Origin of the sequence: Litorihabitans aurantiacus, from assembly GCF_030161595.1 — a bacterium.
Lineage (GTDB): Bacteria > Actinomycetota > Actinomycetes > Actinomycetales > Beutenbergiaceae > Litorihabitans > Litorihabitans aurantiacus.
In genome coordinates this window covers 13,287-35,225 of sequence record NZ_BSUM01000001.1, presented here as the reverse complement: position 1 = coordinate 35,225, position 21,939 = coordinate 13,287, and the positions used below count along the sequence as shown (strand labels likewise).

The 21,939-nt window shown below is 73.4% G+C and carries 18 protein-coding genes and 1 pseudogene; 7 read left to right on the top strand and 12 right to left on the bottom strand.

Going from position 1 to position 21,939, the window contains the following annotated elements; all coding sequences use genetic code 11:
- Positions 1-379 precede the first annotated feature (379 nt).
- The 5 genes and pseudogenes from QQK22_RS00170 (at position 380) to QQK22_RS00155 (ending at position 6,365) form a co-directional block, all read left to right on the top strand.
- On the top strand, positions 380-2,854 hold the full coding sequence (locus QQK22_RS00170) for a DUF7927 domain-containing protein (RefSeq protein WP_284248464.1): 2,475 nt from the start codon (positions 380-382) through the stop codon (positions 2,852-2,854).
- Positions 2,737-4,128, top strand: a complete 1,392-nt coding sequence (locus QQK22_RS00165; protein WP_431310174.1) for a DUF7927 domain-containing protein — start codon at positions 2,737-2,739, stop codon at positions 4,126-4,128. Before QQK22_RS00170 ends, QQK22_RS00165 begins: the two co-directional genes overlap by 118 nt.
- Positions 4,068-4,292 (top strand): annotated as a pseudogene (locus tag QQK22_RS19090) (DUF7927 domain-containing protein); the annotation flags it as partial. The gene QQK22_RS00165 and the pseudogene QQK22_RS19090, both read left to right, overlap by 61 nt.
- Before the next feature lie 133 nt (positions 4,293-4,425).
- Positions 4,426-4,968, top strand: coding sequence for an isopeptide-forming domain-containing fimbrial protein (locus QQK22_RS00160; RefSeq protein ID WP_284248462.1), 543 nt, complete (start codon positions 4,426-4,428; stop codon positions 4,966-4,968).
- Positions 4,893-6,365: an isopeptide-forming domain-containing fimbrial protein gene (locus tag QQK22_RS00155; RefSeq protein WP_284252438.1), complete on the top strand. Its 1,473-nt coding sequence runs from the start codon at positions 4,893-4,895 to the stop codon at positions 6,363-6,365. Before QQK22_RS00160 ends, QQK22_RS00155 begins: the two co-directional genes overlap by 76 nt.
- A 78-nt stretch (positions 6,366-6,443) precedes the next feature.
- Here the strand turns inward: QQK22_RS00155 and QQK22_RS00150 are convergent, their stop codons facing one another.
- Complete coding sequence (locus QQK22_RS00150; RefSeq protein ID WP_284248460.1) at positions 6,444-6,839, bottom strand: SRPBCC family protein; 396 nt, start codon at positions 6,837-6,839, stop codon at positions 6,444-6,446.
- A gap of 115 nt (positions 6,840-6,954) precedes the next feature.
- Between QQK22_RS00150 and QQK22_RS00145 the strand changes: the two genes are divergently transcribed.
- Together QQK22_RS00145 and QQK22_RS00140 are read left to right on the top strand one after the other, a co-directional pair.
- Complete coding sequence (locus tag QQK22_RS00145; protein ID WP_284252436.1) at positions 6,955-7,932, top strand: LLM class F420-dependent oxidoreductase; 978 nt, start codon at positions 6,955-6,957, stop codon at positions 7,930-7,932.
- 56 nt (positions 7,933-7,988) lie between these two features.
- On the top strand, positions 7,989-8,495 hold the full coding sequence (locus QQK22_RS00140; protein ID WP_284248458.1) for a LapA family protein: 507 nt from the start codon (positions 7,989-7,991) through the stop codon (positions 8,493-8,495).
- A gap of 19 nt (positions 8,496-8,514) precedes the next feature.
- Here QQK22_RS00140 and QQK22_RS00135 read toward each other — a convergent pair whose 3' ends face one another.
- The 11 genes from QQK22_RS00135 to QQK22_RS00085 all read right to left on the bottom strand — a co-directional run bounded on the left by QQK22_RS00135 (position 8,515) and on the right by QQK22_RS00085 (position 21,929).
- The gene (locus QQK22_RS00135; RefSeq protein ID WP_284248457.1) at positions 8,515-9,183 is read right to left on the bottom strand and encodes a carbohydrate ABC transporter permease; all 669 of its coding nucleotides are present in this window, start codon (positions 9,181-9,183) and stop codon (positions 8,515-8,517) included.
- Positions 9,180-9,335: a hypothetical protein gene (locus QQK22_RS00130; protein ID WP_284248455.1), complete on the bottom strand. Its 156-nt coding sequence runs from the start codon at positions 9,333-9,335 to the stop codon at positions 9,180-9,182. The genes QQK22_RS00135 and QQK22_RS00130 overlap by 4 nt, the downstream gene beginning before the upstream one ends.
- Positions 9,332-10,285 carry a carbohydrate ABC transporter permease gene (locus QQK22_RS00125; RefSeq protein WP_284248452.1) on the bottom strand — a complete coding sequence of 318 codons (954 nt, stop codon included), beginning with the start codon at positions 10,283-10,285 and terminating at the stop codon, positions 9,332-9,334. Before QQK22_RS00125 ends, QQK22_RS00130 begins: the two co-directional genes overlap by 4 nt.
- Positions 10,278-11,582 (bottom strand): ABC transporter substrate-binding protein, encoded by a 1,305-nt coding sequence (locus tag QQK22_RS00120; RefSeq protein WP_284248450.1) that lies wholly within the window; start codon positions 11,580-11,582, stop codon positions 10,278-10,280. The genes QQK22_RS00125 and QQK22_RS00120 overlap by 8 nt, the downstream gene beginning before the upstream one ends.
- Positions 11,583-11,700: 118 nt before the next feature.
- The gene (locus QQK22_RS00115) at positions 11,701-15,153 is read right to left on the bottom strand and encodes a GH92 family glycosyl hydrolase (RefSeq protein ID WP_284248449.1); all 3,453 of its coding nucleotides are present in this window, start codon (positions 15,151-15,153) and stop codon (positions 11,701-11,703) included.
- The gene (locus QQK22_RS00110) at positions 15,150-16,355 is read right to left on the bottom strand and encodes an S-layer homology domain-containing protein (protein WP_284248448.1); all 1,206 of its coding nucleotides are present in this window, start codon (positions 16,353-16,355) and stop codon (positions 15,150-15,152) included. The genes QQK22_RS00115 and QQK22_RS00110 overlap by 4 nt, the downstream gene beginning before the upstream one ends.
- Positions 16,310-18,568 carry a GH92 family glycosyl hydrolase gene (locus tag QQK22_RS00105; protein WP_284248447.1) on the bottom strand — a complete coding sequence of 753 codons (2,259 nt, stop codon included), beginning with the start codon at positions 18,566-18,568 and terminating at the stop codon, positions 16,310-16,312. The genes QQK22_RS00110 and QQK22_RS00105 overlap by 46 nt, the downstream gene beginning before the upstream one ends.
- Before the next feature lie 85 nt (positions 18,569-18,653).
- The gene (locus QQK22_RS00100; RefSeq protein ID WP_284248445.1) at positions 18,654-19,670 is read right to left on the bottom strand and encodes a LacI family DNA-binding transcriptional regulator; all 1,017 of its coding nucleotides are present in this window, start codon (positions 19,668-19,670) and stop codon (positions 18,654-18,656) included.
- A gap of 4 nt (positions 19,671-19,674) precedes the next feature.
- On the bottom strand, positions 19,675-21,000 hold the full coding sequence (locus QQK22_RS00095; RefSeq protein WP_284248443.1) for an AI-2E family transporter: 1,326 nt from the start codon (positions 20,998-21,000) through the stop codon (positions 19,675-19,677).
- Between the two features lie 124 nt (positions 21,001-21,124).
- The gene (locus QQK22_RS00090) at positions 21,125-21,580 is read right to left on the bottom strand and encodes an arsenate-mycothiol transferase ArsC (protein WP_284248441.1); all 456 of its coding nucleotides are present in this window, start codon (positions 21,578-21,580) and stop codon (positions 21,125-21,127) included.
- Positions 21,564-21,929: an Hpt domain-containing protein gene (locus QQK22_RS00085; RefSeq protein ID WP_284248440.1), complete on the bottom strand. Its 366-nt coding sequence runs from the start codon at positions 21,927-21,929 to the stop codon at positions 21,564-21,566. Before QQK22_RS00085 ends, QQK22_RS00090 begins: the two co-directional genes overlap by 17 nt.
- Between the last annotated feature and the right edge of the window lie 10 nt (positions 21,930-21,939).

The following is a 21,939-nucleotide window of genomic DNA, read 5'->3' as shown; positions in this document are numbered from 1 at the left end:
CTCACGTCGATTCGAGATTAGCTCAGGAAGTGAACGCTCACTTCCACAGCACCTGCATGAATTCTTGAGGTTCGGTCGATCACCCGATTCCCTACCCGAGCGGGGTGCGAAAACCAGGCACTACTGTGCTGCCAACGCCGGGCTCGCACCCGGCGTCCGGCAGGGGGATCCACCGAGCCACGACCAGGCTCACGTCTCGACGCCATCGGCGGCGAGGCGGTGTTCCGACGCGCGGGTGCCGTCCCGCGCGACTGCTGTCGACGACGATGCGTCGGGCTCGGGGGCCCGGTCGGAAATGGTGGTGGGGAACGTGGGACGAGCAGTACGCCCGGTGCGCGACGACATTGTCAGGACGAGGAGGCGTCGCCTCGGCGGTGCGTTGTCCGCAGCGCTGATCGCATTCCCGCTCCTCGCGGGAGTGGCCCCCGCCGTCGCCGAGCCGCAGGTCGCCGGCACCACCACGGCACCGGCCGCCGCACCGACGGACGGTTCCTCGCCGACGCCCGCGTCGGCGTCCTCCCCGGACGCGGCCACCGCCCCCGGTGACGGCTCCACGGGTGCGCCCGCGGACGCACCGGCCACCGGCACCACATCGTCCGGCGCCGCCACGTCCGACACCGGCTCGGACGACACCGGCTCGGACGCCGTCGCGCCCGACGCGGCCGCGCCGTCGACGGATGCCGCCCGCTCCGGCGCGCCGACGCCCGCGGACGTTCCGGCCGCCACGAGCGCACCGTCCGACACCGACGGCGCGGTGAGCCCGATGTCCGTCCCGGTTCCGCCTGCCGGGAGCGCGGTCATCTCCGTCCGTGTGGGCGGCGACCGCCAGCCCGACACCTCGGTGGCCGGCCTACCCGGGGTGACGCTGGCTCTGTTCGGAGCCGGGACCCCCAACGCCGGCTCGCTGACGGCACCGACGCAGGGGACCCCCGGCCCGGCGTACGACCCGAGCTGGGCGTGGAGCCGCTGCACCTCGGACGCCGACGGTGACTGCAACTTCGTCATCCCGATCCGCCCCGGGGCACCGTCTGCCACCGGCGTGCCCCAGGACACGCGGTTCTGGGTGCAGCAGGTCGGGGCCTCGCCCGCGAACTACTACAGCAACCCGACCGTCCGTCTCGGCGGATTCCTCGCAACCCCGGAGTTCGCGTGGGGCTACCGCTTCCGGACCGGGACGGAGCTGCGTGCCGGTGCCACCTACCGCTCGACCGACCCTCTCCTGCCGGACGCGTCGTGGACCGACGCGAACGAGGGCGATCGCGGCTTCATGCGGAACCGGACCGATGCGAGCGCGGAGGGCCAGGAGCGCTCGAACATCGGCCGTACCACCGGCGTGTGGAGCCAGTCGCGCGTCAACCCGACGCCTGCGCGCCAGTGCGGCATCGACGTCGCCGTCGTGACCGACACCTCGGGCTCGCTCGGCCCGGGCGGGATCGCCGATGCGAAGGCCGCGATGGACGCCTTCGTCGACGGGTTCCGCGGGACGCCCACGCGGATGTCCTTCTTCTCCTTCTCGACCACCAGCCCGGGAACCCTCGCGAGCAACCACCCCGCCCCGCTCCGCGTCACCACCGAGGCGGAGGCCGCGACTGCCAAGGCCCAGTACGCGGGATGGCAGTCGCAGGGCGGGACGAACTGGGGACGTGGCTTCTTCGAGGCGGCGTCCGCGGCGACGGACTACGACCTGGTCGTGCTGCTGACGGACGGTAACCCGACCATGGTCGGACCCAACCCGCCCTCGAGCTCGAGCACGTACAACAGCTACCAGGACATCGACGGCGGCATCGCGTCCGCCAACGCGGTGAAGGCCACCGGCGCCATGGTGCTGGCCGTCGGCGTCGGGCCGGGTCTCACCGCCAACAGCGAGCTCAACCTGCGTGCCATCTCGGGCACGACCCGCGGCACCGACTACCTGCGTTTCTCGGACTTCGACCAGGCGGCCGCCGCGCTCGAGGCGCTCGCGCAGGGCGACTGCCAGGGCAGCATCGAGGTGCGCAAGATGATCGTCCCGCAGGGCGGCACGATCGACCAGGCGACCCCCGCCCCCGCCGGCTGGGAGTTCACGGGCTCCTCGACGGCGCCCGGTACGCAGGTCACCGACCCCACGACCGTGACGACGCAGGAGGGCGGTGACGGTCGCGTCACGTTCGGCCTCAACTTCGTCAGCCCGGCCGACTCCGGTGCCGTGCAGATCCTCGAGACCCAGCAGCCGGGCTACGAGCTCGTGCCGGTGGACGGGGCCAACGCCGTCTGCCTCGACGAGTCCGGTGCGCAGGTGCCGGTGACCAACGCCGGGACGGCGACCACCCCCGGCTTCTCGGTGGTCGGCGCCCGTGACGTGCAGGTGAGCTGCACGGTCTACAACCTCCTGACGCCCGCCCCGGGCTTCGAGGTCACCAAGACCGCCGACCCCGCCTCCGGCACCAGCGTCCGCGGCGGCGACACCATCACCTACACGGTGACGGGCAGCAACACGGGCAACACGACGCTCGACCCCGTCTCGCTCACGGACGACCTCTCGGGCGTGCTCGAGCACGCCACGATCACCGCCGGACCCACCGCGTCCGCCGGGGCCGCGCCCGTCCTCACGGGGACGTCCCTGGCCTGGAACGGCACGCTCGCCCCCGGCACGTCGGTCTCGCTCACCTACACCGTGACGCTGGACGACGACGTCGCCCCCGGCACGGTGGTCGCCAACGTGGCGCAGGGCTCCGGCACACCGCCGGTCGGCCCCCGATCACGCCGCCACCGGTCACGACCGAGCACCCGGTCCCCGGCTTCGAGCTCGCGAAGACCGCGAGCCCGCCGTCCGGCTCGACCGTCCAGGCGGGCGACACCATCACCTACACCGTGACCGGCACCAACACCGGCGCCACCGCGCTCGACCCGGTCACGATCACCGACGACCTGTCCGACGTGCTGGTCGGCGCGACGCCGACCGGCACCCCCGCCGCGACCGTCGGTGACGCACCGACCCTGGACGGGACGACCCTCAACTGGACGGGTGCGCTCGCCGTCGGCCAGTCCGTCACCCTGACGTACACGGTCACGGTGGACGACGACGTCGCGGCCGCCACGATCCTGACCAACACCGTCAACGGTTCGGCGCAGCCGCCGGGACCCGTCCCGCCGCTCACGCCGCCCCCGGTCTCGACGCAGCACCCCGTGCCCGGCTTCGAGCTGACGAAGACGGCCGACCCCGCCTCGGGGTCCACGGTGAACGGTGGCGACACGATCACGTACACCGTGACGGGCACCAACACCGGGGCGACCGTGCTCGACCCGGTCACCATCACGGACGACCTCTCCGCGGTGCTGTCCGACGCCGAGCTCACGGGTACCCCGACGGCGACGGTGGGCGACGCCCCCACGCTCGCGGGCACGACGCTGACCTGGACGGGCGCTCTCGCCGTCGGCGGGTCCGTCACGCTCACCTACACGGTCACGGTGGACGACGACGTCGCCGCCGGGACCGTCCTGACCAACACGGTCACCGGCTCCGCGCAGCCGCCGGTCGACCCGGAGGACCCGGACCGACCGGTTCCGCCCCTCACACCGCCGCCGGTCTCGACCGAGCACCCCGTGCCGGGCTTCGAGGTCACCAAGTCCTCGGACCCCACCACCGGTTCCACGGTCCGGGCGGGCGACACGATCACGTACACCGTGACCGGCACGAACACCGGCGCCACGGTCCTGGACCCGGTCACCCTCACCGACGACCTCTCCGCCGTGCTGACGGGTGCCACCCTCACGGGCGCACCGACCGCCTCGCTCGGCGACGCCCCGGTCCTGGCCGGGACGACGCTGACCTGGACCGGATCGCTCGCCGTCGACGAGTCCGTCACCCTGACCTACACGGTCACGGTGGACGACGACGTCGCGGCCGGCACGATCCTGACCAACACGGTCACCGGTGTGGCGCAGCCCCGGGGGACCCGGAGGACCCGGACAACCCGGTGCCCCCGATCACCCCGCCCCCGGTCTCGACCGAGCACCCGGTGCCCGGTTTCACCGTCGCGAAGGCGTCCGACCCCGCCTCCGGCACCCTCGTCGAGGGCGGTGACACGATCACCTACACCGTCACCGGCACCAACACCGGCGCCACGATCCTGGACCCGGTCACGCTGACCGACGACCTCTCCGACGTGCTCGACGCCGCCGCGTACAACGGCGACGTCGTCGCCCTCGTCGGCGACACCGAGGCCGGAACCGTCGAGCTCGACGGGACCACGCTGAGCTGGACCGGGTCGCTCGCGGTCGGCGAGTCCGTCACCCTGACCTACACGGTCACCGTGAACGAGGACGTCGCGGCCGGCACGATCCTGACCAACACGGTCACCGGTGTGGCGCAGCCCCGGGGGACCCGGAGGACCCGGACAACCCGGTGCCCCCGATCACCCCGCCCCCGTCACCACCGAGCACCCCGTGCCCGGCTTCGAGATCACCAAGGCCTCCAGCCCGGTCTCCGGCTCGACCGTCGACGCCGGCGACACCATCACGTACACGGTGACCGGCACCAACACCGGCGCCACCGCGCTCGACCCGGTCGTGATCACGGACGACCTGTCCGACGTGCTCACCGGCGCGACCCTCACGGGCGCACCGACGGCCTCGACCGGCGACGCCCCGGAGCTCACCGGCACCACGCTCACGTGGACCGGCGCCCTCGCCGTCGGCGAGTCCGTCACCCTGACCTACACGGTCACCGTGAACGAGGACGTCGCGGCCGGCACGATCCTGACCAACACGGTCCAGGGCTCCGCGCAGCCCCCGGCGACCCGGAGGACCCGGACAACCCGGTCCCGCCGATCACCCCGCCCCCCGTCACCACGCAGCACCCCGTGCCCGGCTTCGAGATCACCAAGACCTCGAACCCGACCACCGGCTCCACGGTGCAGGGTGGCGACACCATCACGTACACCGTCACCGGCACCAACACCGGCGCCACCGAGCTCGACCCGGTCGTGATCACGGACGACCTGTCCGACGTGCTCACCGGCGCGACCCTCACGGGCGCACCGACGGCCTCGACCGGCGACGCCCCGGAGCTCACCGGCACCACGCTCACGTGGACCGGCGCCCTCGCCGTCGGCGAGTCCGTCACCCTGACCTACACGGTCACCGTGAACGAGGACGTCGCGGCCGGCACGATCCTGGTGAACGCGGTCGAGGGCTCGGCCCAGCCCCCGGGTGACCCGGAGGACCCGGACAACCCGGTCCCGCCGATCACCCCGCCCCCGGTCAGCACCGAGCACCCCGTGCCCGGCTTCGAGATCACCAAGACCTCCAGCCCGGCCTCCGGCTCGACCGTCAACGGCGGCGACACCATCACCTACACCGTCACCGGCACCAACACCGGCGCCACGGTCCTGGACCCGGTCACGCTGACCGACGACATGGCCGCCGTGCTGGACGCCGCCGCCTACAACGGCGACGCCGTCGCCCTCGTCGGTGACACCGAGACCGGAACCGTCGCCCTCGACGGGACCACCCTCACCTGGACCGGCGCCCTCGCCGTCGACCAGAGCGTCACCCTGACCTACTCGGTCACCGTGAACGACGACGTCGCCGCCGGCACCGTCCTGACCAACAGCGTCACGGGAGAGGCGCAGCCCCCGGGCGACCCGGAGGACCCGGACAACCCGGTGCCGCCGATCACCCCGCCCCCGGTCACCACCGAGCACCCCGTGCCCGGCTTCGAGATCACCAAGACCTCCGACCCGGCCAGCGGCTCCACCGTCCGAGCCGGTGACACGATCACCTACACCGTCACGGGCACCAACACCGGCGCCACCGTGCTCGACCCGGTCACCCTGACCGACGACATGGCCGCCGTCCTGAACGCCGCCACCTACGACGGCGACGCCGTCGCCACCATCGGCGGCGCGGAGGCGGGCACCGTCACCCTCGACGGGACCACGCTCACCTGGACCGGCGCGCTCGCCGTCGACCAGGAGGTCACCCTGACCTACTCGGTCACCGTGAACGCGGACGTCGCCGCCGCCACCGTCCTGACCAACACGGTCACGGGCGTGGCCCAGCCCCCGATCGATCCGGAGAACCCGGACCGGCCGGTCCCGCCGCTCACCCCGCCCCCGGTCTCGACCGAGCACGAGGTGCCGCCGGCACCCGACGCTCCCCCGAGCCCGACGCCCACCCCCACCCCGACGCCGACGCCGACGCCGACGCCCACCCCGCCGTCGCCGTCGTCCCCGCCGGTGGCGCCCGCTCCCCCGCGACCGCCGCTCGCGATCACGGGTGCGGACGTGATGTGGGGCCTCGCCGCCGCGGCGCTCCTCGTGGCCGCGGGCACCGGCGTCGTCGTCACGCGACGCCGCCGGGCGGAGCAGTCGCAGGGCGACTGAGCACCACCCGCACGCGAGAGGCCCCGCCGGCAGCTAGCCGGCGGGGCCTCTCGCCGTCGCGCTCCGGTGGGGCGTCGCTCAGGCGCGCCGCTCCACGAGCGCGGCGAGCCGCTCGAGGTCCGCCGCGACGACTCCCGCGTCCCGCTCGAGCTCGGCGTCGGACATCGCGAGCTGGCGCACCGTGAACAGGACCTCGGCGCCGTCGGGGTGCGCCACGACCCGCATCGGGTTCGTGACGACCGTGCCGTCCGGCAGCGTCACGTCGTGGTCGAGCACCCCCAGGTCGTTGCGTGAAACGAAGCGCACCGTGACCTTTCCCATCGGGGAGGCCACATGCAGAAGGTCGCCCTCGCGCACGACGTCGGCGCTCGCCAGGCCCGACGCCCATGCCGGGAGGCGGTCCGGATCGGACGCGACCGCGTAGACCTCCTCGGCCGAGGCGGCGACGACCCTGCTGACGTGGATGCTGCGCATGCCCCAGTCTCTCCCCGCCCACGCGCTCCTGACCATCGCCGTCCTGGACATCCCCGCCGCCCCGCCGGAGGGTGGAGAATCAGGCCAGCCGGCACCACGACGTCAGGAGACGACGATGTCCGCACGATTCGGCTACACCCTCATGACCGAGCAGAGCGGTCCGCTCGACCTGGTCCGCTACGCCACCGCCGCCGAGCGGATCGGCTTCGACTTCGAGGTCTCCAGCGACCACTACTCCCCCTGGCTCACGAGCCAGGGCCACGCGCCCTACGCGTGGACGGTGCTCGGCGCCGTCGCGCAGGCGACCGAGCGCGTCGAGCTCATGACGTACGTGACGTGCCCGACGATCCGGTACCACCCCGCCGTCGTGGCGCAGAAGGCCGCGACCCTGCAGCTGCTGAGCGAGGGCCGCTTCACCCTCGGTCTCGGTTCGGGCGAGAGCCTGAACGAGCACGTGGTCGGCGACGGGTGGCCCTCGGTGCACGAGCGCCAGGACATGCTCGAGGAGGCCGTGACGATCATCCGCGAGCTGCACACCGGCGAGCTCGTGACCTGGGAGGGCGACCACTTCCGCGTCGACTCGGCCCGGGTCTGGGACGTGCCCGACGGCGGTGTCCCGATCGCCCTGGCGGTCTCGGGCGAGCAGTCCGTGGAGCGCTTCGCGCCCCTGGGCGACCACCTCGTGGCCGTCGAGCCCGACGCCGAGCTCGTCGCCGACTGGGACGCGCGCCACCCCGGCGGCGCCTCCCGCAAGATCGGCCAGGTGCCGATCAGCTGGGACCCCGACCGCGACGTCGCGATCGAGCGCGCGCACGAGCAGTTCCGCTGGTTCGCGGGCGGCTGGAGCGTGAACGCCGACCTGCCGACGCCGGCGGGCTTCGCGGGGGCGACCCAGTTCGTGCGACCCGAGGACGTCGCGCACAGCATCGCGTGCGGACCGGACCTCGACGAGCTCGCGGCGAGCGTGGTCCCGTTCCTCGAGGCGGGTTTCACCGACGTCGCGCTCGTCCAGATCGGCGACGTCGCCCAGCAGCGCTTCCTGGACGAGGCGGCCGGGCCACTCCTGGAGAAGGTCCGCGCGCTGGCGGGCTGACGCGCCCGCGAGCAGGAACCTGTACGGCGGTCGCGGGCAGGCGTAGGTTCGCCGGTATGACGACCCCCACCAGCCCGCAGCCGCAGCCCGACCGCACGCCGCTCCCGCCCACGGTCGCGGCACCCGACGTCGAACCGTCGCCGCGATCGACCGGGACCCCGGGCACCACGCCGTCGGGTACGACGTCCTCGCCCCGCACGGGCGCGGGCACGACCGCCCCGGGAGCCGGCAGCGACAAGACTTCGGCCAAGCCGACCGGCAAGGGCGGCCGGGACGGACGCCCCGCGGCCGGCAAGCGCACCGACGACGCCCTGCACACCCGGACCGCCTCGGTCTGGGTGGGCCTCATCGTCGGCGTGCTCGTGCTGATCGCCCTGGTGATCTTTCTGCTGCAGAACACCGAGATGGTCGAGGTCAACTTCCTGGGCGCGACCGGGACGGCGCCGCTCGCCGTCGTCTGCCTGATCGCCGGGATCGGCGTGGGTCTCGTGGTCCTCGTGGTCGGTGCGCTGCGGATCGGTCAGCTGCGCCGTCGGGTCAAGCACGACCGCCAGGGCCGCTGAGGCGCCCGCCGAACCATCCTCAGCGGATGCCGCTGCGCGCGAACCCCGCGATGAAGTAGCGCTGGAACAGCAGGAAGACCAGCGCGATCGGGACGATGTTGACCAGCGCGAACGCCATCGTGGCGCCGTAGTCGCTGTTCGCCTGCCCCTGCAGGTAGAGCAGTCCGATCGGCAGGGTGAACAGCCGGTTCTCGCGCAGCGCGATCAGCGGCCAGGCGAAGTCGTTCCACGAGGACAGCAGGCTCATGAACGCGAGCACCGCGATCAGCGGCCGGGCGAGCGGCAGCACGATCCGCACGAACGTCGTGAGGTGACCCGCGCCGTCGAGCCGCGCCGCCTCGATCAGCTCGCGCGGGATGCCCTGGAGGAACTGGCGGGCCAGGAACAGGCCGAACGCGTTCGCCGTCGTCGGCAGGATCACGGCCCAGTACGTGCCGTAGAGGTTCGTCTCGGTGATGATCCGGAACAGGCCGACCATGATCACCTGCACCGGGAGCACGATCGTGGCGAGCGCGACGAAGAACAGCGCCGTCGACCCGCGGAAGCGCAGGTGCGAGAACGCATACCCGGCGAGCAGGCTCGTGCTGACCGACAGCACCATCACCACGAGCGAGATCGCGACGGAGTTGCTGAACCAGGTCGCCACCGGGAACGAGGAGAAGACGCGCTCGAAGTTCTCCAGCGTCACCTCGCGCGGCCACAGCCGCAGCGCCCCGCCCCCAGCAGCTCCGCCCGCGTGGAGAACGCGACCGCCAGCATCCAGTACAGCGGGGAGATCGTCACGAGTCCGACGACGGCGATCACCACCGTCCGCCACACGATCCCGCGCCGGGCGTTCACTCGGTCACCTCCCGGGTCCGGCTCGCGCGCCACTGCGCGGCGGCGAACATCATCGCGAACAGCAGCAGCACGAAGCCGATCGCCGCGGCGTAGCCCTGGTCGCGCGTGACGAACCCGGTCTCGTAGGCGTAGGTCACCAGGACCGACGTCGCCCCGGCCGGCCCGCCACCGGTGAGGACGAACACGATGTCGAACACCTGGAAGGAGTAGATGACGTTGAGGACGCCGAGGAAGAACGTGGTGGGCCCCAGCAGGGGAACGGTCACGTTGCGGAACCGCTGCACCGCGTTCGCGCCGTCGAGGCGCGCGGCCTCGTAAAGGTCGGGCCCGATGCCCTGCAGCCCCGCGAGGTAGATGAGCATGGTGAACCCCGTGCGCCACCACACGGTGGCCACCACGATCGTCACGAAGGCGGGCACGGCGTCGGACTGCCACGTGATCGGGTCGATCCCGACCGTGCCGAGCAGGCGGTTGAGGATGCCGGAGTTCTGGTCGAACACGAGGACCCCGATGAGGCCGGTCGCCACTCCCGAGACCGCCATCGGCAGGATGATGAGCGAGCGGAAGATCCCCCGTGCGGGCAGCGCCGTGTTGAGCAGCACCGCGATCAGCAGACCCAGCAGCATCGAGGCCGGGGTGACGATCGCGGTGAACAGCACGGTGTTGCCGAGCGAGCGCCAGAACAGCGCGTCCCCCAGCAGCCGCGAGTAGTTCGCGAGGCCGACGAACTCCCCCGTGCCGAACCCGTCGGTCCGCTGCAGGCTGACGAGCAGCGCACCGGCGAGCGGGAGCAGCACGAAGATGCCGAGCAGCACGTAGCTCGGCGTCAGGAAGCCGTAGGCCGCGAGCGCCTCGGCACGGGCGCCGGGGCGCCGGGCGCGGGATCGCACCGGCGCCGGTGCGGACGCGACGGCGGTGGTCGGCACGCCCGTCGCGGTCGCCTCAGGCACCGGTGGCGGCCGCGATCCCGCTGCTGAGGTTCGCCACCGTCGTCGCCGCGTCCTGCGACCCGGCGAAGGCGAGGTCGAGCTGCTCCTTGAGCACCGGGATGATGGCCGACATCGACGGGCTCGCGACCTGCGCCACGTCCTGCGCCTGCACGACCCCGGCCTGCGCCGCGAAGATCGGGGCGAGTTCACTGCGCACGTCGAACTCGAGATCGTCGTTGAGGAGATCGCCCCGCGTGGGCAGCAGCGACGCGGCGCGGCAGAAGTCGCGCATCGGGTCGGCGTCGGTGACGAACTCGAGGAACGCCGCGGCGAGCTCGGGCTGGGCGGTGTCCGCCGTCGCCACGAGCGCGTTGCCGCCGAAGTCGCCGCCGCCGCGCACGCCGCGGGGCGCGTAGGTGGCGGTCCAGTCGAACGAGGCGGTGTCCTGCGCGTCGGGCAGCTGGAACGCCCCCGACCAGACCATCGCGACCGACTGCGAGAACCACGACTCGCTCGCGTAGCTGGAGGAGGCGATCGTGTTGTTGGCGGGCACGTAGCCCGAGGAGAAGAACGAGGAGGAGAACTCGACGGCGGCGCGGCCGGCGTCGGAGTCGATCAGCGGCGTGACCTGGTCGGCGTCGAGGAACGCGCCGTCGGCCTGGAACAGCAGGCTGAGCCAGCGCGTGACGCCGTTGCCCTGCCAGTTGTAGGCCCACGGGCTCGTGCCGGCGGGCAGCCCCGCCTTCAGGCGGTCGCCGATGGCCGCCAGCTCCTCCCACGTCCACGCGTCCTCGATCCGCTCCGGGATCTCGGTGACGCCGGCGGCGGTCATGAGGTCGCGGTTGACGAGGATCGCGGAGGTGTCGGTGTGGTGCGGCAGACCGTAGGTGCCCTCCCCGTTCTGGACCGCCGCCCACGCCTGGGGCGTGAACGCGTCCTGGCGGCCGGAGGTGAGGTGCGGGGACAGGTCGAGCAGCTGACCGCGGCCGGCGTACGCGCCGAACGTGTAGTACGGCACGCGGAAGATGTCCGGCGGGTTCCCGGCCTGCAGCTGGGCGTCGATGTTGGTGAACATCTGCTCGTACGGGACGGCGTTGAGCTCGACGGTCGAGCCCGGGTTGGCCTCCTCGAACGCCGCGATCGCGGCGCGGAAGCCGGCGAGCTCGGCGTCGGTGCCCCAGGTGGTGAAGGTCAGGGTGTCGGTGCGGCCCGACGGCGAGGACTGCTGCGTGAACCCGCAGCCGGCCAGGACCACCGGGACGGCGACGGCGCCGAGCCCGAGGAGGAACCCGCGGCGCGAGGGGATGGTGAGGGACACGGTGGCTCCGATCGTCGAGCGGCACCGGGGCGGGCGGCGCCGTCGGAGCGGGGTCCCGATCCGGGACCCCGCTCCGAGCGCCACACTAGGTCGACAGTCCGACAAAACCTACGACGGGTCAGTCACGCTCCCGCTCGTCGAAACGGTGCAGGAACGCGGCCATCGCGTCGCGGGCGATCGGGCGCAGCGGCTCGTACCGCCGGGTGCCGTCGTTGCCCTCCCAGCCGGTCGCGATGCCGGTGTCGTGCAGCCAGATCATCTCGGTGGCGAACCGGTCCGTGACCGCGACGTCGACGAACGGCGAGACCCCTGCGGCGTCGCCCCCGCCGTCCCCGTCGTCCCCGCTCGAGCCGGCGAGCCGGTACAGGAACGCCGCCATCGCGTCGCGGGCGATCGGCTCGAGCGGCCGGAACTCGCGCGCGCCGTCGGCCCGCTCCCACCCGGTCGAGATCCCGCGCTCGGCGAGCCACGCGATCTCCCGGTAGAACTGGTCGGTCGTGGCGACGTCGACGAACGGCGACACCGCGGGCTCCACGTAGTCGCTCTCGTCCGCGAGGCGGAAGAGGAACGCGGCCATCACGTCGCGCGCGATCGGGGCGAGCGGCCGGTAGGTCGCCGTGCCGTCCGACTCCGCCCACCCGCGCGTGATGCCCCGGTCGTGCGCCCAGATGATGTCGCTCGCGAACTGGTCACCGGTGGCCACGTCGCTGAACGGCGAGACCAGCGAGACCGTGTACGCGAACGGTGTGCGAGCGATCTCACCGCCGTCGGCACGCGTCACCACGAGCTCGCCGCGCCGCTCCCCCGGCCCGGCGAGGACCGGCGTCGTGACCTCGAGCGGACGCGCGAGACCGTCGCCGATCGCGACGGCGGTGCTCGTCCCGTCCTCCCAGTCCAGCCGCGCCGTGGCATCGGCCGGCACGGCCGCCTCCGCACCGGTCAGGGTGCCGACCGCCCCGGTCAGCCCCTCGACGCCCACGACCCGGCCCTCGGCGGCCCGCAGCTGCGCCACGGTCGAGCAGCGAGACACGGGCGCGTCGCCCGGTCCCGTGCCCCACGGCGAGGTGGTCTCCGACGTGAGGTCGACGCGCACCTCACCGCCGGCGAGCACCTCCTCGATGGTCAGGTGGCTGCGCGTGACGGCGTCGCCCCCCAGCGAGACGCCGTCGACCATCTGCAGCTCGTCCCCCGAGGCGCCGTCGGCCACGATCACGAGGTCGGGGGCGTCCGGCAGCGTGATCTCGATGCGCTCGAACCGCGGGCTCGTCACGAGCAGCTCGCCCGTGCCGGGCAGCCCCGGGTAGAGGCCGAGCGACGTCAGCACGTACCAGGCCGACATCGTGCCGAGGTCGTCGTTGCCCGTGACCCCGGCCGGGCCGTTGGTGAACAGGCGCTGCGCGGTGCGCACCACGGCGGAGGCCTTCGCGGGCTCGCCGAGGTAGGAGTAGTACAGCGGCGCGTGCAGGTCGGGCTCGTTGTTGGGGTTGTACTTCGAGCCGGAGTAGTCCAGCGCCCCGGTCACCCAGCTCGAGCGCGCGTGCGTGAGCCAGCCGTCGCTGCCGTCGAGGATCCCGGGCGTCTCGAAGAACGTGTCGAGGCGCTCCAGCGCCTGCTCACGCCCGCCGACCTGCGCCGCGAACCCCTCGGGGTCCTGCATCGTGGAGAACTGGTACTGCCACGGCGTGCCCTCCTCGAAGCCGTTGGAGTCCGAGCCCGAGGCCTCCGGGGCGGACGGGCTCCACTGCGTCGGCGAGACCCGGGCGCGCGGGAAGCCGGTGAAGCCCCCGTGCGTGACGCTCGGGTCCCAGACGTTCCGCCAGTTCCCGGCCCGGTCGGCGTGCCGGCGCGCGTCCGCCTCGATCCCGAGGTCGTCGGCCACGACGGCGACGGCGCACTCGCCCACCGCGTACTCGAGGGTGGCCGACCCGGCGCGCTGCCGGTCGTCCGACATCCCCTTCTTGGCCACGCCCGGCTCGTGCCGGATGAACCCGTCGGCGATGAAGCTCGCGTTGCCCGAGCGGCCCGCGAACTGCGAGTCCGCCGGCGGCAGCTCGGTCGCGTTCCTCACCATCGCCGCGTAGGCGGTGGCGGCGTCGAGCGCCACGTCCTCACCGGCCAGCGTCTCGGCGGCGGGGAGCACGACGGCGCCCGGGTCGCCCTCGGCGTCGATCGCGCCGTAGCGCCACAGGTCCGCGAGGTAGGGCCCGGCCGGGTCACCCGTCATGGTGTTGGTCTCGTAGCTGGCGTAGGACCAGCGGGGCAGCCAGCCCGCCTGGGCGTCGATCGCCAGGACCGATCGCCCGAGGTCGCGCGCCCGCTCGGGCCAGAACGCCGCGAGCAGCTGGTTCTGCGTGCGGTAGGTGTCCCACAGCGAGAAGTACTGGTAGTACTCCCAGCCGTCGGCCACGTGCTCGCGACCGTCGAGGCCGACGTAACGGCCGTCGACGTCCGTGCCGATCGAGGGCTGCGTGAGCGCGTGGTAGAGCGCCGTGTAGAAGACGGTCCGGTCGTCGTCGGAGCCGCCGTGCACCCGGATGCGGCTCAGCTCCGCGTCCCAGTCGGCCTGCGTCCGCTCGCGGACCTCGTCGAACGGCACCAGCGCGCCGTCGGCGGTCTCACCCTCGGCCGCGAGGTTGCGCCGCGCCCCCTCGACCGAGGTGTAGGAGATCGCCGTCGAGACCTGGACCGTGCGGTCGGTCGTCGTGTCGAGCGTGAGCCAGGCGCCCGCCAGACCCTGCGCGTCGTTCGCGACGGCGGGGCGGCCGGCCTGTGCGCCCCGGGCGTCCCACGTGCCGGAGCCGGTGACGTCGCCGTCCACGCGCAGCGCGAAGTACTGCGTGTAGGTGTAGCCCTGGCCGGAGCAGAAGCCCTGCGCCTCCGCCTCGCCCGTGATCACGCCGTCGTCACCGATCTCGATGGAGGACGACCGGATCTTCATCTGCGCGTCGGCGCGGCCGGCGACGCCGTTGGCCTGCCCGACGTTGAGGAAGAGGTTCGCCTCGGGGGTGGCCGGGAACGTGTAGCGCTGCAGCCCGACGCGCGTCGTGGCGGTGGTCTCGACGTCGATCCCGCCGAACGAGGTCAGCATCGTCCGGTAGTACCCGGCCTCGCCGACCTCGCCCTCGTGCGTGTAGCCCGAGCCGTAGCTGCGGTAGTCGAAGGTCGCGGCGTCCCCGGTGTCGAACGTCGCGCCGGGGCCGACCGACCCGGTGGTCGGCTGGATCGGCAGCACGCCGCCCTGCTCCCAGCAGCCCGCGCCCGAGAGGTTCTGCGTGCTGAAGCCGTAGATCGTCGGGTCGTCGTAGGCGTAGCCGGAGAACCACGCCGTCGTCGGGCTGACCTGCGTCATCCCGAACGGGGCGGTCGCGCCCGGGAAGGTGTTGCCCTCCCCGCGGCTGCCGATGAAGGTGTTCACCAGCGCCGACGGGTTCTCGGGCGCCGGCTCCGCCGTCGCCGCCCCGGTCGGGACGAGCGCGAGCGTCGCCCCCACCGCGAGCGCCGCGATTGGGGCGACGGCGAGACGCGCCCGCCGCGCGCGCCGGACGGCTCGCGTCGCCACCGCCGCGCTCACCGCTGCTCCCGCTCGTCGAAGCGGTGCAGGAACGCCGCCATGGCGTCGCGGTTGATCGGCGACGTCGGACGGTACAGCGCGGTGCCGTCGTTGCCGACCCAGCCGGTCGCGATCTCCGTCCCGTGCAGCCACGTGATCTCCCGGTAGAACTGCGTCTGCGGCGTCACGTCCGTGAACGGTGAGACCGCCGGCGGCGTGGTGTCGGGCTCCTGCGCCATCCGGTACAGGAACGCCGCCATCGCGTCGCGGCCGATCGGCTCCAGCGGGCGGAACTCCGCCGTGCCGTCCCCGGATCCCCACCCGGTCGAGATGCCGGCCTGCGAGAGCCACACGATCTCCGTGTAGAACTGGTTCTCCGGCGTCACGTCGGTGAAGGGCGAGGCCGGGGGCAGCGCGACCTCCGGGCGCCCGGCGAGGCGGTACAGGAACGCCGCCATCGCGTCGCGCGCGATCGGTGTCAGCGGGCGGAACTCGCGGGTGCCGTCGGGGTTCTCCCACCCGGTGGTGATGCCACGCTCCGCGAGCCACGCGATGTCCGCGGCGAACTGCTGGTCGGGGGCGACGTCGACGAACTCGAGCGGCACCTGCCGCACCTGCACCGTCACCTCGGCGGTCACGGGCGCGAACGGCTCCGGCGCGAACCGGGGGCGCTCCCCGGCGGGTGCCACCGTCAGCGTCCCGGTGACGGTGCCGGTCTCCGGGAGATCGAGGACGGCGGCCAGCTCCCAGGCGGTGCCGTCGTCCGTCGCGGTCGCCTCGACCGGGACGGTGGCGCCGTCGATCTCGAGCGACGCCGAGACGGGGACGTCCCGCGCGAGCAGCTCGTCGACCGGCACGTCGCCCGGTGCGTCCGGGCGGTCGTCGGTCAGCGCGAGCGAGCCGAGGGTCACGGGGCTCGCGACGCCGGCGGTCGCGGCGACCTCCACCGTCGTGAGCTCGGGTGCGACGCGGTCCGGCCACGCCACGCTCGGCAGGCGGTCGGCCTCCGCCTTCCCCCAGGAGGTGGTGGTGCGGTCCTGCACGAGGTCGAAGGTCAGGTCGCCGGCCGCGCGCAGGTCCTCGACGTCGACCCAGGTGGCGGAGTGGTCCTCGCCGTCGAGCGCCACCGACGCGATGTAGCTCGGGGTCCGCTCCGTGGCACCCTCGGCCGCGATGGTCAGATGCCCGGAGTCGTCACCGAAGGAGACCACGGCCTCCTGCACGCGGGGGCGTTGAGCGCCATCATCCCGGAGCCCGGGACGACCGGCTGGACGCCGATCGCGGCCATGACGTACCAGGCCGAGAGCGTGCCGAGGTCGTCGTTGCCGACGCCGCCGCCCGGGGAGTCCGGGTAGAGGTTCATCGCGGCCGCCAGGACGTCGTTGACGTGCTCGGGCTCACCCGCGGCGCTGTAGAGCCAGGGGTTCATGATGGTCGGCTCGTTGCCCGGGTTGAAGCCGCGGCTCTGGTAGTACCGGCTGCCGCCGGGGTCCCACGACGACGGCCGGGCGCCCGGGCTGCTCTGCAGCGCGGGCAGGTTCACGTAGGTGTCGAGGCGGTCGAGGAAGGCCTCGGTGCCGCCCATCGCGCGCTGCAGGCCGGCGACGTCCTGGCCCGCCATCCACTGGTACTGCCACGGCACGGCCTCGTGGAAACCGGTCTGCTGGACGGGTGAGATCTCCGGCGTCGTGACGAAGGTGCCGTCGGGGCGCACGGCGTTGACCATGCCACGGAACCCACCCGTGAGCTCGACGTCGGGGTTCCACAGCCGCTGCCAGCTCTGGCCGCGGCGCAGGAACTCGCGGGCGGTCTCGTCCTCGCCCATCCGCTGCGCCGCCGCGCCGATCGCGGCGTCGGAGATGGCGAACTCCATGCTCGAGGAACCGCCGTGGCGGTACTCCTCGAACTGCTGCCCGAGACCTGGCTGCGTCTCCGGGTAGAAGGGGATGTGGCCGTTCTCGAGGTAGAACTCCGCACTCTGGCGCCCGACGCTCGCGACGCCCTCGGGCGGCGCGGTGGTCGCGTTCTCCACCAGGAAGTCCCACAGCTCGTCGTGGATGTCCTCGGGCACCGTGCCGAGCGTGAAGTTCTCGGCCAGCCACGCCGAGACGGGGTCGCCGGCCATGATGTTGGTCTCGACGTTCCCGAGGCTCCAGCGCGGCAGCCACCCGCCCTCGACGCGGTGGCGGTACATGGAGCGCACGACGTCCTGCGCCCGCTCGGGCTCGATCAGGGCGTGCAGCGTGGCCTGGGTGCGGTAGGTGTCCCAGAGCGAGAACGTCTGGTGGTAGGTCCAGCCGTCCGCGGTGTGGACCTCGCCGTCCATCCCCCGGTAGCGGCCGTCGACGTCGCTCCCGATGGTCGGGGACAGGAGCGTCTTGTAGAGCTGGGTGTAGAAGACCCGCTGCTCCTGCGGCGAGGCCGTGACGGCGATGCGGCCGAGCGCCTCGTTCCAGCGCTCGCGCGCGGCGTCGCGCACGACGTCGAAGGTGGTGCCGGCCGGGACCTCGGCCTCGCGGTTGGCGCGCGCCCCCTCGACGTCGACGAACGAGACGCCGATGCTGACCTCGAGCGTGGCGTCCTCGCGGGTGTCGAGCACGACGGCGGCGCCGTTCTGGCCGCCCGCGACCTCACCCTGCGCGCGGTCGGCCTCGTAGGTCGCCGAACCGCTCCACCCGCCGCGCGAGGTCGGGTCGCGGTCGAGCTCGAGGCTGAAGAAGTAGCGCTGCATCGCGCCGCCGCCGCAGAACCCGGAGTTGTCGATCCAGCCCTCGAGCGTGCGCGCGTCGGTCCACGCGTAGGAGCTGGCGCCCGCGTCCCGCAGCGTCTGCCCCAGGTTGAAGGAGAGGTTGGCGGTCTGCGTCGCCGGGAAGGTGTAGCGGTGGACGGCGGTGCGCTCGGACGCCGTCAGCTCGGCGGTGACCTGGTTGCCGAGCCCGACCGAGTAGTAGCCGGCCTCCGCGCTCTCCTCGCCCGTGATCGGGATGAACTGCCGCGCGGTGACCGGCTGCGGCGTCGTCGTCGGGGTCACCAGGAGCTCGCCGGCCGCCGGGCAGCCCGCGCTGTTCACGTGCCGCTGGCTGAAGCCCCACGTGCGGCGCGCGTCGAAGGAGTACGACGTCGAGGCGTAGCTGTTGGTGTTGTCCGGGCTCGGCTGCACCATCCCGAAGGGGACGGTGGCGCCCGGGTAGGCGTTGCCCTCGCTCTCGGTGCCGACGAACGGGTTCACGAGGGCGGCGAGGTTCTCCGGGGCGGGCTGCGCGGCGGCGGCGTCGGCCGGTGCGGCCGCCTGCGCGGGCTCGGCGGACGCGGCGGCGGGCAGCCCGGCGAGCAGGGCGCCGCCGAGACCGACCGAGGTGAGGACCGCGACGGCGCGGCGCGGGACGGGTCCCCGCCGGCGGCCCTCGGCGTGACGGATGTGCGGACGTGGCTGCATGGGTCCCCCTCGACATGACTGCGGTGGCATGGCTTGGAATCGATTCCAGAGCCACCGTAGAGGTGATCCAGATCTCACACAAGGGTCAGCTGCGCACGACGAGCCGGGCGTCGATCAGCTCCGCGCGGGCCGGTCCGTCCCACCCGCCGACGCGGTCCAGCAGCATGCGCGCCGCGCTGCGTCCGATCGCCGCGGGGTCCTGCGCGACGACCGTCAGCGGCGGGTCGAGGAGGTCGGCGAGCTCGAGGTCGTCGAATCCGACGTGGTCGAGCCGGGACCCGAGCCGCCGCAGGGCGCGCAGCGTGGCGACCGTGGTGCGGCTGTTGCCCGAGAACACCGCGGTGGGCGGGTGGGGCGAGGCGAGCTCGCCGCGCAGCCGGTCGAGCACGACGGCGTCGTCCGCACCGTCGTGGTAGGCCAGCAGCGCCGCGTCGTCCGCGGCGTCGACCGCGTCCTGCGCCCCGCGCCGCCGCTCGCGGGCCGTGAAGTGGCGGTCGTCGTCGAGCATCGCCACGACGCGCCGATGCCCGCGCGCGAGGAGGTGGGCGACGGCGGCGCGCGCCCCGGACCGGCTGTCCGTCATCACGCTGTCGGCCTCGAAGGTCAGCGCCGGCCGGTCGACCAGGACGACGTGCACGCCCTCGCGGGCGAGCGCCGCGATGCCGGACTCGTCCGCGTCCAGCGGCATCGTGACGACGAGCCCCTCGATCCGGCGGGAGGCGAACTCCTCCAGCAGGCGACGGCGCCGAGTCGCGGAGCCGCCCGCGGACGCGGCGAGGAGGGCCCGGTCACCGCCCTCGAGCGCGTGCTCGAGCGCCCGCTGGAGGTGGGAGTAGAACGGGTCGGCGACGTTCTCGACGAGGAGGCCGACGGTGCGCGAGCGCCCCGCGCGCAGATCGCGCGCCGCGTGGTCGCGCACGTAGCCCAGCGCCTCGATCGCGGCCCGCACCCGGTCCCGCGCCGCGTCGGAGACCGCCGTGTCGTCGTTGAGCACGCGCGAGACGGTCCCGATCCCGACGCCGGCGGCGCGGGCGACGTCCTTGACGGTGGCGCGCCGCGGGCGGGACGTCCCGGCGGCGGGACCGGTCCCGATCGCGCTCACGTCGTCACGGTCGCGGCGGGGCCTCGTCGCGGGTGGACGTCGGCGCGGCGAGGTCCTCGTGCACGGGGGCGGCGGCAGCGGGGTGGGCACGGTCGCGACCGTCGTGATCGCCGTACGACTCGTGCGACTCGCCGTCGTGCGCCTCGCCCTCGTGCGCCTCCTCGTCGGCGGCCGCGGCGCGCCGTCGCCGTCGCACCGGCACCACCTCCTCGCGCTTCTTCCGCGCGAACCGCGCCGGTGTCCCGGGCCCGTCCCAGACGGTGACGGCGCCCCAGATCGCGGCGGCGATCGGCACCGCGAGCACGGCACCGGTGATGCCGGCGGTCACGGTGCCCGCGGTCAGGGCCACGAGGATCACGAGCGGGTGCAGGCGCAGCGAGCGCGCCATGATGATCGGCTGCAGGAGGTTCCCCTCGAGCTGATTCACGCCGACCACGATGGCGACGACGATGATCGCCGCGCCCAGCCCGTCGGTGACGAGCGCGACCAGCGCCGCCAGCACCCCCGCGAGCGTCGCCCCGACGAGCGGGATGAACGCGAGCAGGAACGTGAGCACGGCCAGCGGGATCGCCAGCGGCACGCCGAGGATGGCGAGACCGATGCCGATGCCGATCGCGTCGACGGCGGCGACGGTCGCGGTCCCCCGCACGTAGCCGCCGAGGGTCTGCACCGTCTTGTCCCCGACGCGGCGGCCGCGCTCGTAGGCCTCACCCTCGAACGGGCGCAGCAGGAACTCCCAGATGCGCGGGCCGTCCTTGAGGAAGAAGAACAGCACGACAATCACGAGCACGAGGCCGGTGACGAAGTTGGCGGTGGCCGAGACGCCGGCCACGACGCCGGAGGAGAAGCCGCTCGAGGACAGCAGACCGGTGACGGTTGACTGAGCCTCCTGGATCTGCTGATCGGTGATCTCGAACGGGAGGCCGGAGAACTGGTCCTGGAGCTTCCCGATGCCCTCGACGGCGGAGTCCTGGAGGTCGCTCCACTGGCGCGCGACCGTCTCGACCACGCCCCAGACGATCCCGGCGAGCAGCGCGACCAGACCGAGCAGCGCGGTCCACGTCGCGAGGATCGAGGGCCAGCCGTGGTCGCGGAGCCACCGCACGACCGGTGAGATCGCGGACGCGAGCACCAGCGCGACCAGCACGGGGATGGCCACCAGGGTCAGCTGCGTCACGAGCAGGCCGAACACCGCGACGACCGCGAGGATCGCGAGCCACTGCAGCGCGCGCGTCCCGATCGTGCCCACGCCGTCGGACCACAGGCGCGCCACGCCCTCGCGCGGCGTCTCGGCCGTGGTGGGGCGTCGGCGGGTGGACGGGTTCGGCATCGCTACCTCCGGGACGTCTCCCGCTCGTCGGACGACGGCGGGCGGCGCCGCGGGGCGGCGCCGTCACACCTTCCCACGGAACGCGCGCACGACGGCGGATGCGCCGCCGTCCCGACGGCCGGAGTCAGCGCGGCGCGACGTCCGCCAGGAGGGCCTCGACGCGCGCGGCGATGTCGTCGCGCAGGAGCACGAGCCGCTCCAGCCCCTCGACGCCGCGCTCGGAGGGCTCGTCGAGCTCCCACCGCTCCACGGCCGGGCGCGACGCACCGGAGCGGTCGAGCTCCTCGAGGAGGGGCTCGACGTCGACCTCGCCGCCGAGCAGCACCACACGGCCGGCCTCGCCGAGGTCGGCCGCGAGCAGCTCCTTGGGGTACTCCCCGCGGCAGGTGGCGCCGACCTGCTCGACGACGGCCGCGGCCTCGGCGCTCACGTCGGGCGCCGGCGCCGTGCCCGCCGAGCGGATCTCGACGGCGGCGGGGGCGTCCCGGCGCGCCAGGGCGGCCGCGATCTGCGACTTCCCGCTGTTGCGCACGCACACGAACAGCACGACGGTGCGGTCCTGGTCACGGATGGTGGTCACGTCGCTCCTGGGGTCGGGGTGTCGTCGTCCTCGGTCGAGTCCGGGCCGAGGGTGAGGAGCTCGACGACGCGCAGCGCGGCGGGACGCACCGTGGCGGCAGCGCCCCCGCCGCCAGGCCGTCCATGACGGTCCGGGCGAGAGCGGAGGCGGCCTCGTAGCCGAAGGTCCCCGCCGATCCCGCGATCTGATGGGCGAGGGTGGTGGCGTCCTCCCGCACCGCGTCGGCCAGGGGGTCGGCACCCGCGGCGAGGAGCGTCACGAGGCGGTCGGCGCGCTCCTGGTTGCGCTCGAGGGCGCGGGAGGCGATCGCCGCCAGGAGGGCGTCCCCGTCGGGACCGAGCTCGCTCACCCCTCCAAAC

Excerpts from the sequence above, each read along its gene's own strand:
- QQK22_RS00150 (WP_284248460.1), bottom strand. The coding sequence starts at position 6,839 with ATGCGCAGCATCCACGTCAGCAGGGTCGTCGCCGCCTCGGCCGAGGAG.
- QQK22_RS00145 (WP_284252436.1), top strand. The coding sequence starts at position 6,955 with ATGTCCGCACGATTCGGCTACACCCTCATGACCGAGCAGAGCGGTCCG.
- QQK22_RS00140 (WP_284248458.1), top strand. The coding sequence starts at position 7,989 with ATGACGACCCCCACCAGCCCGCAGCCGCAGCCCGACCGCACGCCGCTC.
- QQK22_RS00105 (WP_284248447.1), bottom strand. The coding sequence starts at position 18,568 with ATGCAGCCACGTCCGCACATCCGTCACGCCGAGGGCCGCCGGCGGGGA.
- QQK22_RS00095 (WP_284248443.1), bottom strand. The coding sequence starts at position 21,000 with ATGCCGAACCCGTCCACCCGCCGACGCCCCACCACGGCCGAGACGCCG.